We start from the raw sequence: 11,675 nt of genomic DNA on the forward strand, positions 1-11,675 counted from the left end.
CGATGCCGGACTGGGGAGGGCTGTTCGACAAGGGTGCCGATGCCGTCGGCGACGGCATCGACTGGGGCAAGCGCAAGATCGGCGAGGGCGTCGACGCGGCGACGGACATGGCCGGTGACGGCCTGGAACGCGTGGGCGCCGAGGGCTGGGCGGACAAGGTCGAGGACTGGGGTGACGGCGCCGCGTCGTACCTCGGGGCGGGAGTGAGCGAGGCCGAACTCGGGCAGACCGACGACCCGGACGAGCTGATCCACGGCAAGCCCGGGGACATCACCGCCACGGTGACGAACCTCCGTGACTTCCAGTCCGCCTTCGACAGCGTCGGCAAGGGCCTCAAGGGGCTGGACTCCGACCGCTGGAAGGGCGAGGCGGCGCGGGCCTTCCAAGAGGAGTTCCGGGCCCTGCCGCCCGACTGGCTGCGCGCGGCGGACGCCTTCGGCGCCGCGGCCGGTGCGCTGGAGGCGTACGCGCACACGGTGACCTGGGCCCAGAGCAAGGCGCGCGAGGCGATCGAGCTCCACAGGGACGGTGACGACGCGACTCGGGCGGCCGCCGCCGCGTACGAGAAGAAGTACGACGCCTACCGGGCCGCCTTCCACAGCGACCGTCCGCTGCCGGAACCCGCCCCCTACACCGACCCGGGCGAAGCCCACCGTGCTCGCGCCCGCGACCTGCTCGCCGACGCACGACGCCAGCGCGACGAAGCCGCGGAGCGGGCGAAGTCGGCCCTGGCCTCCGCCCTGGCCTCCGCCCTGGCCCACGCCCCGGCGGAGCCGTCCGCGGCGGACCGCCTCGGCATGGACGTCGCGGACCACGCCCTGGGCATGAGCACGGAGCTGCTCCATGTCGCGGGCGGCGTCACGAAGGGCGTCGTCGGCCTCTCGAACTACCTCCGGGCGACCAACCCGCTGGACCCGTACAACGTGACGCACCCGGCCGAGTTCTACCAGAACGCCACCATGACGCTGGCCGGTCTCGCGTCCACCGCCGCCCACCCGGACCGGGCCCTGAAGAACGCCTGGGAGACGGCGAAGGGTGACCCGAGCGAGTTCGTGGGCCGCCTGATACCGGAACTCGTCGGCGCGAAGGGCGCGGGGGGTCTGAAGAGCCTCACCCGGCTGAGGGACGTCGACGGACCTTCGTCCGGCGGAGGCAAGGGGACGGCCCGCGCCCAGCAGTCGGAGGCGCCGGAGCCCACCTCGCGCCAGGGGAACGAGAGGCCGGAGTGCAACGACCCCGTCGACATGGCCACCGGCCGGGTCACCCTCCCCCAGACGGACCTCGCCCTGCCCGGCGCACTGCCGCTGGTCCTCACCCGCTACTTCGAGTCCTCCTTCCGCGCGGGCCGCTGGTTCGGACCCGCGTGGGCGAGCACGCTCGACCAGCGCCTGGAGATCGACGCCCAGGGTGTGGTGGAGCTGTGCGAGGACGGCAGCATCCTCGCCTACCCGCATCCGGCGCCCGGCGTCCCGGTGCTGCCGACGCACGGCATCCGCCGCTGGGCACTCGACCGGAGCCCCACCGGCGACACGTACACGGTGACCGACCCGGAGACGGGCGTCGTCCGCCGTTTCGCCACCACCGCCGAAGGGGACGAGGCCGTCCTCGTCCAGATCGACGACCGCAACGGCAACTGGATCACCTTCGGGTACGACGCGGAGGGCGCACCCACGGAGGTCGTGCACCACGGCGGGTACCGGCTCCGTCTGACCACGGCCGGGGGCCGGGTCACGGCCCTGCACCTGGGCGAGCAGGAGGTCCGCCGCTACGGCTACACCGACGGCCATCTGACCTCCGTGGCCGACTCCGCGGGCCGGCCGCTGTGCTTCGGCTACGACGAGCAGGGCCGGATGACGTCGTGGACGGACAGCAACGGCCACCGCTACGACTACGTCTACGACGAGCGCGACCGCTGCGTCTTCCAGTCCGGTCGCGACGGAGTCCTGGCCGGCCGCTTCACCTGGGGCGACGGCGAGACGACCTTCACGGACGCTCTCGGCCGCACCACCCGCTTCGAGGTGGACCACCGCGGCAGGGTGACCGCCGAGACGGGACCCGACGGCGGGGTCACCCGCTTCACGCACGACGCCCGGGGCAGGCTGCTCTCCCGGACGGACCCGCTGGGGCACACCACCGTCTTCGCCTATGACGAGGAGGGCCGGCTCACCTCCGTCACCCGCCCCGACGGGCGGACCACGTCGGCGGAGTACGACGGTCTCGGGCTTCCGGTCCGGGTGCGGCGGGCGGACGGCACGACGATCCGCCAGACGTACGACGAGCGGGGCAACCGGACGTCGGTGACGTCTCCCTCGGGCGGGCGCACCGTGTTCTCGTACGACGACCGTGGGCGTCTCACCTCCGTCACGGACCCCCTGGGCGCCGTCACCCGCGTCCGCACGGACGAGCGTGGCCTGCCGGTCGAGGTGACGGACCCGCTGGGTGCGACGACGACGTACGCACGCGACGCCTTCGGCCGTACGGTCCGGATCACGGACGCGATGGGGGCGCAGACCCGACTGGAGTGGACGCCCGAGGGCCGCCTCACCCGCCGGACCCACCCGGACGGGGCGGTCGAGTCCTGGACGTACGACGGCGAGGGCAACTGTCTGACCCACACCGACCGCATGGGCGGCACCACGGTCTACACGTACGGCGACTTCGACGTCCTCGCCTCCCGCACCGACCCGGACGGGACGCGCTACTCCTTCACCCACGACGCCGCACTGCAACTGGTCCGGGTCACCAATCCCCAGGGCCTGACCTGGGACTACACCTACGACCCCGCGGGCCGTCCGGCCACGGAAACGGATTTCGACGCGCGGACCCTCACCTACGCGTACGACGGGGCGGGCCGTCTGGTGGCCCGTACGAACGCGCTCGGGCAGCGGGTGGCCTTCGAGCGGAACGAGCTCGGTCAGGTCGTCCGCAAGGACGCGGACGGCACGGTCACCACGTACGAGTACGACGTCTTCGACGAGCTGGCGGTCGCGGTGAGCCCGGACGCGACGCTCACCCGGCTGCGCGACCGGTACGGTCGGCTCCTCTCGGAGACCGTCAACGGCCGCACCGTCGCCTTCACCCACGACTCCGTGGGGCGCCGGACGGGTCGCACGACACCGGGCGGCGCGGTCAGCGCGTGGTCGTACGACGCGGCCGGCCGCCGCACCGAGCTCACCACGTCCGGCAGGACGCTGTCGTTCGCGCACGATGCGGTGGGCCGCGAAATCGCCCGTGCCGTCGGCGACTTCACCACGCTGACGTCGGCCTTCGACGAGGCGGGCCGGCTGACCGCGCACGAGGTCGCGAGCCGGGGCCGCCGGCTGCAGCACCGGGCGTACCACTACCGCGCCGACGGGAACCTGATCGGCATCGACGACCAGCTCGCCGGCCCGCGCCGCTTCGACCTGGACGCGGCCGGCCGGGTGACCGCCGTGCACGCCGACCGCTGGACGGAGCGGTACGCCTACGACGAGGCCGGCAACCAGACGTCGGCCGACTGGCCCCGCGACCCGGACGCGACGGGCCCCCGCGCGTACACCGGCACCCGCATCACCCGGGCGGGCTCGATCCGCTACGAGCACGACGCACAGGGCCGGGTCACGCTCCGGCAGAAGCCCCGCCTGTCGAAGAAGCCGGACACCTGGCGCTACACCTGGGACGCGGAAGACCGCCTGACGTCGGTCACCACTCCCGACGGCACGGAGTGGCGGTACGTGTACGACCCCCTGGGCCGCCGCATCACCAAGCACTCGGAGACGGAGACCGTCCACTTCACCTGGGACGGCACCACCCTGTGCGAGCAGTCCACCGAGACCCTCACCCTCACCTGGGACCACGACGGCCTGCGCCCCCTCGCCCAGACGGAACGCCGCCGCGACACCGACGAGTCCCGCTTCTTCGCCATCGTCACCGACCTGATCGGCACCCCGACCGAACTCGTCGACGAGTCCGGCGACCTGGCCTGGCGCGCCCGCACCACCCTCTGGGGCACCACGTCCTGGACCCGCACCGCCACGGCCTACACCCCGCTCCGCTTCCCGGGCCAGTACTTCGACCCGGAGTCCGGCCTCCACTACAACTACTTCCGCTACTACGACCCGGCGTCGGCACGGTATGTGAGCCAAGACCCCCTGGGCCTGACCCCGGCCCCGAACCCGGCGACGTATGTGGACAACCCGCATACGTGGGCGGACCCGCTGGGGTTGTCACCCGATGAGTGCCCGAAGAAGGGAGACAAGGGAGGGAAGAAGTCCCGCGAAATCCACCAGGTCTTCGACACCTACACGGACGCACGTCGGCACGCCAAGGAGATGGCTGGCCTCGGAGATGACCAAGTGCCCTTCGTACAGGAAATCGGCCCTCACGCCGGAAGAGTGACCGGTATGCAAAGCCCGGACGGAACGCGCGGGTGGCGAATCGATTTTGATGAAGAAAAGCCTGAGAAGGGATTTCACATCAACTGGTGGGTACGGATCGGAAGGAAAAGGAGTGATCTATGGAGGACTGGAGCGAATACAATCGACGGAGGAACCGAGGACGATTACCTTGCCATCCTTGAACATTACCCGCACACATGAGGATCAGGCGAACCGCATGCACACAAGAGCAGAGCACATCATCGAATGGCTAGCTGCCCACAAACATTGGGTCCTCGACGCAGAACGGTCCGGGGAGTTCAATCACCTCCTCAGCACATTCCCCTGGACGACCAGCCACATCAGGTGGTCGAGCGTGCCCCACACGCGGATCGAGCTCTCGGATGACGCTGCTTCGGAGACCTTCTGGGAGCAATTTCGGACGACGCCCGTAGGGCGGCACCAGTACGTCTTCCTCATGTACGCCGCGCACGAACCCGGCATTGTGTGCAGCGCGCGCGACGCCCTCCCCGATCTGGATCTCCTCTATTCGGGCGCCCCGGGCCCGCGATACTTCTGCGGTGCAGACCTCCAAGACGGTCACCCGAAGCTCCGCTTCACGGATTTCGCCGAGTACGACGGACTAGACCTCGTCAGGGCCTACGTTCCCGGCGTGTGAGCTCCTTCCCGTAATGCATTCAGAACAGCCCCCTTGATGACTGCGGCTGTCGAGGAAGCGGACCGAGCGTGGCCACAATGACGGCTGCGTGGTCGACGTCCTCCTCGGCCGGGTCGGCGCCGGGGTGGAGCTGGACGTGCGGTCGGACGGGGTGCGGCTGCGGGCGGTCGCGGAGATCGCGTACCTCGCGCGGATCTCCGCCTACGCGTCCGTCGGGTGAAGCAGCACGGCGAAGGGCCCGGAACCGTACGGGATACGGCTCCGGGCCCTCCTCACATGCGTGGGCTGATTACCGCGCCGCGTCCGGGTGGACCGCTTCCGTCACCGGGCGGGTGCCCTCGACGACCTTGGTCTCGGCCGGCTTGCGCAGGGCGATGTGGAGCTCCTTCAGGCGGGACTCGTCCAGCTCCGTCGGCGCGCCCATCATCAGGTCCTGGGCGTTGCCGTTGAGCGGGAAGGCGATGGTCTCGCGGATGTTGGGCTCGTCGGCGAGGAGCATGACGATGCGGTCGACGCCCGGGGCGATGCCGCCGTGCGGGGGGGCGCCGAAGCGGAAGGCGCGGAGCATGCCCGCGAACTCCTGCTCCACGGTGTCGCGGTCGTAGCCCGCGATCTCGAAGGCCCGCAGCATGATCTCGGGCTCGTGGTTCCGGATCGCGCCGGAGGACAGCTCCACGCCGTTGCAGACGATGTCGTACTGCCAGGCCAGGATGTCCAGCGGGTCCTTCTCCTCCAGGTCCTTCATGCCGCCCTGCGGCATGGAGAACGGGTTGTGGGAGAAGTCGATCTTGCCGGTTTCCTCGTCCTTCTCGTACATCGGGAAGTCGACGATCCAGCAGAAGCGGAACACGCCCTCCTCGAAGTGGCCGGCGCGCTTGGCGGCCTCGACGCGGACGGCGCCCATGATCTTGGAGACCTCGTCGAAGTCACCCGCGCCGAAGAAAATGGCGTGGCCGGGCTTCAGGCCGAGGCGCTCGACGAGGGCCTTGACGTTGTCCTCGGTGAGGAACTTGGCGATGGGGCCGGTCAGCGCGTTCTCCTCGCCGACGCGCACCCACGCCAGGCCCTTCGCGCCCTGCTCGACCGCGAAGTCGCCCATGGAGTCGAAGAACTTGCGCGGCTGGTCGCCCGTGTCCGGCACCGCCAGGGCGCGCACGTGCTTGCCGGCGAACGCCTTGAACTCGGAGCCCTCGAAGACGTCGGTGACGTCGACGAGCTCCAGCTTGGCGCGCAGGTCGGGCTTGTCGGAGCCGTACTTGAGCATGGCCTCGCGGAACGGGATCCGCGGGAAGGGGGAGGTGACCGGGCGGCCGCCGCCGAACTCCTCGAACAGCTCCGTCATCAGTTTCTCGATCGGCTGGAAGACGTCCTCCTGCTCGACGAAGCTCATCTCGACGTCGAGCTGGTAGAACTCACCCGGCGAGCGGTCGGCGCGGGCGTCCTCGTCACGGAAGCAGGGCGCGATCTGGAAGTAGCGGTCGAAGCCCGAGATCATCAGGAGCTGCTTGAACTGCTGCGGGGCCTGCGGCAGCGCGTAGAACTTGCCCGGGTTCAGGCGGGACGGGACGACGAAGTCACGGGCGCCCTCGGGGGAGGTCGCGGTGAGGATCGGGGTCGCCATCTCGTTGAAGCCGAGGGCCACCATCTTCTGGCGGATCGCGGCGATGACGGCCGAGCGCAGCATGATGTTGCGGTGCATGCGCTCGCGGCGCAGGTCGAGGAAGCGGTACTCGAGCCGCCGCTCCTCGTTCACGCCGTCGTCGGTGTTGATGGTGAAGGGGATCTGCTGGGCCGCGCCGAGCACCTCGACCTCGGCGGCCTCGATCTCGATCTCGCCGGTGGCGAGGTCGGGGTTGACGTTCTCGGCGCCACGGGAGACGACCTTGCCGTCGACGCGGACGACGGTCTCCTTGGTCAGCTTGTCGAGGACCTCGGCCGCCGGGGTGCCGGGGCGGGCGACGAGCTGGGTGATGCCGTAGTGGTCGCGCAGATCGATGAAGAGGATGCCGCCCAGGTCGCGCCGATTGTGCAGCCAGCCGCTCAGCCGGACGTCGGTGCCGACGTCAGAGGCGCGGAGCTCGCCGCAGGTGTGGGACCTGTACCGATGCATCGTCGTTCATCCAGTCTTCGGGATCAGGGGAAAACTCTTGACGGAGTCAAGGGTTTCCAAGCCTACCGGGCCACCCAAGATCGCGATTCGAATACTCTCGGTGGCGACCTGCTGTCCGATATTCATAAAGTAGGGCAATGCGCACCGAGGACGTCCTGGCCGCGATCGCGACCGGCCTGTGGCGCTGGGACAACGCGTCCGGGATCGTCACCCTCGACGCCGAGGCGGCCCGGCTCCTCGGGCTGCCCGCCGAACCCGTGCGGCTCACCGAGGCGGCGGTGCGGTCCCGCTTTCATCCGGTCGACTGGAACGAGATCGACGGCGTGGTCAACCTCGCCGTCGCCGAGGGCACCCTCGCCGAGGCCCGGCTGCGGATCATGGACGGGCAGGGCCGGGTGCTCCGTACCGTACGGAGCAGGTCGAAGCCGCTGATCGAGGGAGACGACTACCAGCTCGTCGGCACCCTCCAGGAGGTCGCCGAGCCGCAGCCCGGCACCGCCGCCCGCACCCCCGTCACGGGTGACTGGCGCCGCTCCCGCGAGGCATTCCTCCTCGACGCGGGCCGGGCGCTCGCCGAGGCCCGGTCGACGGCGGAGGTGCTGCGGGTCGCGGCGTCGCTGTCGATGCCCGGCTTCTCGCCGGACGGGCTCGCCGTCTTCGGCATGTCGGGCGACCGGCTCACCGTCATCGGCCACCACGGGCACGGCGACGGCGACGAGGGCCCCTTCACGTCGATGACCCTGGACACCGACTATCCGGCCGCCGAGGTGGTGCGGACCGGGCGGGCGCTCTACCTGCCGACGCCCGAGGAGTACGCGCGCCGCTTCCCGATGACCTGGCCGCTGGCCCAGCGCTTCGGCCGCCGCTCCTGGGCCTTCGTGCCGCTGGTCGTGGCCGGCCGGACGATGGGCGCGTGGATGGCGGCGTTCAAGCATCCGGTGGCGTTCACGCCCGACGAGCGCTCCGTCCTGACGACGGTCGCCCGGATGCTGGCGCAGGCCCTCGCCCGCGCCGGGGTCGCCGAGTCGGAGCGGGAGCTGTCGCTCGGCCTCCAGCGGACGATGATGCCGGTGCTCGGCCCCGGCATCCCGGGCATCCGGGTGGCCGCGCGCTACGTCCCCACGGGCGGCGGTCTCCAGGTGGGCGGCGACTGGTACGACATGATCCGGCTGCCCGGCGGGGCGGGCGCCGGCCGGATCGCCCTGGTCATCGGCGACGTGCAGGGCCACGACGTGCGGGCGGCCGGGCTGATGGGGCAGTTGCGGATCGCGCTGCGGGCGTACGCCTCCGAGGGGCACGGCCCGGACGCGGTGCTCTCGCGCGCCTCCCGCTTCCTCCACGGGGTCAACGACGGTGCCGACATGGGCGCCGGCGCCGAGGAGGACGGGGGCGGGCCCCGGTTCGCGACCTGCCTCTACCTGGAGGTCGACCTGGGCACGGGCACGGTGGAGATCGCCCGGGCCGGGCATCCCGATCCGGCGGTCCGGATGACCGACGGAACGGTTCTCCTGCGGCCCACGGCCGGCGGGCTGCCCCTCGGCATCGACCCGGACAGCGACTACCCCACCACCCGGCTCACCCTCGAACCCGGCGAGACCCTGATGATCTGCACCGACGGACTCCTGGAGACCGGCGGCCACGACCTCGACAGCGGCTGGGAACGGGTCAGGAAGCTCCTGGAGGCCGACGACGGCGAGGACCTGGAGGCGCTCGCCGACCGGCTCGTGGAGGCCGTCCACGGACCCGGCTCGCACCACACCACGGGCCCGCTCGCCGACCGCCGCGAGGACGACATCGCCGTCGTGCTGCTCTCCCGCCAGGGCAGCGCCGTACGCGAGGCCCCGCGCCGCACGATGATGACCGTCGCCCAGGCCGAGCCGGAACGCATCGCCGCCGCCCGCGAACAGGTCCGCCAGCTCCTGCACGACTGGAAGGACGACGACCAGGTCGACTCCGCGGTCCTGATGGTCTCCGAGATGGTCACCAACGTCCTGGTCCACACGGACGGCGACGCCCTGCTCGTGGCCGAGGTGGTCTGCCTGGAGGACGCGCGCCGGCTGCGCGTCGAGGTGGCCGACACCAGCGACGACCTGCCGCACCGGCGGCACCCGGGCGAGATGGCGTCCAGCGGGCGCGGGCTGATCCTCATGGAGATGCTGGCGCACGCGTGGGGCGTGGACCCGCGCGGCGAGGGCAAGGCGATCTGGTTCGAACTGCACGAGCCGCCGTCGGGGCAGGGGTGCGGCACGTAGCGCCGCCCTGCCGGGTCGCCCGGCCCTGCTGAGCCGCTCGGCCTTCGGGGTGCCGCACGCAGCGCCCTGCCGCGCGCGGGCACGAGCCGGGGCGCAGACTGGTGACGTACGGCCGCCGGGGGGACCACGGAGCTCGTCATGGACACCCACAAGGTCGGCAGCGACACCACCGTCATCGCCGACAGCCTCGAAATACCGGGCATGGGCCACATCCCCGTCAACGCCTACGTCCTCACCGCCCGCGAACCCGTCGTCGTCGACACCGGGCTCTCCCTCTCCGACCGCGACTTCGTCGCCACGATCGGCGAGGTCGTCGACCCCGCCGACATCCTCTGGATCTGGCTCACCCACCCCGACCGTGACCACACGGGCGGCATCTTCGACCTGCTCGTCGCGGCGCCCAGGGCGCGGGTGGTGACCACGTTCATCGGCGCCGGGATCATGACCACCGAGCGCCCGCTGCCGATGGACCGCGTGTACTTCCTCAACCCCGGCCAGTCCCTCGACGTCGGCGACCGTTCGCTCCACGCCTTCCGGCCGCCGCTGTTCGACAGTCCGGCCACGGTCGGCTTCTACGACGACCGGACCCGGATCTGCTTCAGCTCCGACTGCTTCGGCGGACCGGTGCCGACCGCCGAGCTCGCCGAGAGCGGGCACGCGAGCGACCTCAAGCCGGACGAGCTGCGGGCGGCGCAGCTTCTGTGGGCGACGCTGGACAGCCCGTGGGTGCACGTGGTGGACCCGCTGAAGTACGGCATGTGGGTGGACCAGTTCCGGGAGATGAACCCGGAGATCGTGCTGAGCACCCATCTCCCGCCCGCCGTGCGGATGGTGGACCGGATGATCGAGACGCTCACGATGGCGCCGGACGCGGACCCGTTCATCGGCCCCGACCAGGCCGCCCTGGAAGAGATGCTGAGGTCCTTCCAGCCCGGAGGCATGCCGGCCGCGACGACCTGAGGGGTCAGGGCCCGGCCCGGGGACCGGGCCCGGCCGCCCCGGTGCCGCCCTCGGCCCCGGCGGCGCCCGCCCCGTCCCCGTACCGCGCCCGCAGCTCGCCGATCACCCCGAACACGGCCGCCGTCAGCGGCACGGCGAGCAGCATGCCCAGGATGCCGGCGACCGACGCCCCGGCCGTGATGGCGATCATCACCACGGCCGGGTGCATCTGCACGGTCCGGCTCTGGATGACCGGCTGGAGGACGTGGCCCTCCAGGACCTGCACGGCGAGGACGACGCCGAGCGCCCACAGCGCGATGACGAAGCCGCGGTCGGCGAGGGCGACGAGGACGGCGACGGCGCCGGAGAGGACGGCGCCGAGGTACGGGATGTAGGCGCCCACGAAGACCAGGGCGCCGAGCCCGACCGCGCCGGGCACGCGCAGGATCAGCAGCCCCACGGTGATGAAGGTGGCGTCGATGAGGGCGATGAGCGTCGTGCCGCGCATGAAGCCCTCGACGGCCTCGAACGCCCGCCGGCCCATCGCCTCGACCGTGTCACCGGTGGACGCCGGGGCGAGGGAGCGCAGCGCGCCGACCGCCCGGTCGGAGTCGCGCAGGAAGAAGAAGACCAGGAGCAGCGCGAGGACGGCGGTGGCCATCATCTCGCCGACCACGCTGAGCCCGGAGATCACCCCGGAGGCGGCGGTGCCGCCGAACCTCTGGAGCAGCTCCTTGGAGTTCGCGGCGAGGTCGTCGAGCGAGGTGCCGGCCGCGCCGAGGTGCTCGGCGATGTCCTGGGCCGCCCGGCGCACGGAGGAGACGATCTGGTCGCCGGTCTCCAGGAGCGCGGCGACCACGATGTACGTGGCGCCGCCGACGACCAGCAGGACGGCGAGGACGGTGAGCCCGGCGGCGACCGACCTCCGCACCTTCATGCGCAGCAGCCGCCGGTGGAGCGGGCCGAGCAGCGCGGTGCCGAGGAGCGCGAGCAGGACGGGGGTGACGGCTGTCTTGAAGGTGACGCACAGCCAGACGAGCACCGCGGCGACCCCGGTGACGAGCAGGGCGACGGCGCACCAGGCGGCGGTGCGCAGCACCCCGTCCGGAAGCAGCGGCCGGGGCGGTCGAGGCGGTCGTTCGGTGGGCACGCGTCCACCGGACCACGCCGTGCGGCGTGGCGTCGCGCGCTGGACGCCGTACGGGTGACGCGGCGTCAGCCCGTACGGCTCCGGCTCCCGTACCGGACGGTCCCGCTCCCGCTCCCGCTCCCGCTCCCGGCGAACGGTCCCGTACGGCTCCGGGCTCGCGCGGCCCGGTCCCGTACCGTACGGCCCCGGC

General features: G+C 71.5%; 7 protein-coding genes. 5 read left to right on the forward strand and 2 right to left on the reverse strand.

Annotated features, from left to right (window positions below; translation table 11 throughout):
• Positions 1-2 precede the first annotated feature (2 nt).
• The 3 genes from ABZ135_RS11925 (at position 3) to ABZ135_RS11935 (ending at position 5,254) form a co-directional block, all read left to right on the forward strand.
• Positions 3-4,577 (forward strand): putative T7SS-secreted protein, encoded by a 4,575-nt coding sequence (locus tag ABZ135_RS11925; protein ID WP_356694468.1) that lies wholly within the window; start codon positions 3-5, stop codon positions 4,575-4,577.
• On the forward strand, positions 4,555-5,034 hold the full coding sequence (locus ABZ135_RS11930) for a hypothetical protein (RefSeq protein ID WP_356694470.1): 480 nt from the start codon (positions 4,555-4,557) through the stop codon (positions 5,032-5,034). The genes ABZ135_RS11925 and ABZ135_RS11930 overlap by 23 nt, the downstream gene beginning before the upstream one ends.
• An 88-nt stretch (positions 5,035-5,122) precedes the next feature.
• Positions 5,123-5,254 (forward strand): hypothetical protein, encoded by a 132-nt coding sequence (locus ABZ135_RS11935; protein WP_356694472.1) that lies wholly within the window; start codon positions 5,123-5,125, stop codon positions 5,252-5,254.
• A gap of 69 nt (positions 5,255-5,323) precedes the next feature.
• On the opposite strand, the gene aspS is transcribed toward ABZ135_RS11935, so the two are convergent.
• Positions 5,324-7,144, reverse strand: a complete 1,821-nt coding sequence (aspS, locus tag ABZ135_RS11940; protein WP_356694474.1) for an aspartate--tRNA ligase — start codon at positions 7,142-7,144, stop codon at positions 5,324-5,326.
• Between the two features lie 137 nt (positions 7,145-7,281).
• On the opposite strand from aspS, the gene ABZ135_RS11945 reads away from it, so the two are divergent.
• The gene (locus ABZ135_RS11945) at positions 7,282-9,396 is read left to right on the forward strand and encodes a SpoIIE family protein phosphatase (RefSeq protein ID WP_356694476.1); all 2,115 of its coding nucleotides are present in this window, start codon (positions 7,282-7,284) and stop codon (positions 9,394-9,396) included.
• 138 nt (positions 9,397-9,534) lie between these two features.
• Entirely contained in the window at positions 9,535-10,356 is an 822-nt protein-coding gene (locus tag ABZ135_RS11950) for an MBL fold metallo-hydrolase (RefSeq protein WP_356694478.1), read from the forward strand.
• A 4-nt stretch (positions 10,357-10,360) separates the two neighbouring features.
• Here ABZ135_RS11950 and ABZ135_RS11955 read toward each other — a convergent pair whose 3' ends face one another.
• Positions 10,361-11,485 (reverse strand): AI-2E family transporter, encoded by a 1,125-nt coding sequence (locus ABZ135_RS11955; protein ID WP_356694480.1) that lies wholly within the window; start codon positions 11,483-11,485, stop codon positions 10,361-10,363.
• Between the last annotated feature and the right edge of the window lie 190 nt (positions 11,486-11,675).

Source organism: Streptomyces sp. NPDC006339, assembly GCF_040612775.1.
Taxonomy (GTDB): domain Bacteria; phylum Actinomycetota; class Actinomycetes; order Streptomycetales; family Streptomycetaceae; genus Streptomyces.

Coding starts and splice junctions, on each gene's coding strand:
- ABZ135_RS11925 (WP_356694468.1), top strand. CDS start 3: ATGCCGGACTGGGGAGGGCTGTTCGACAAGGGTGCCGATGCCGTCGGC.
- aspS (WP_356694474.1), bottom strand. CDS start 7,144: ATGCATCGGTACAGGTCCCACACCTGCGGCGAGCTCCGCGCCTCTGAC.
- ABZ135_RS11945 (WP_356694476.1), top strand. CDS start 7,282: ATGCGCACCGAGGACGTCCTGGCCGCGATCGCGACCGGCCTGTGGCGC.
- ABZ135_RS11950 (WP_356694478.1), top strand. CDS start 9,535: ATGGACACCCACAAGGTCGGCAGCGACACCACCGTCATCGCCGACAGC.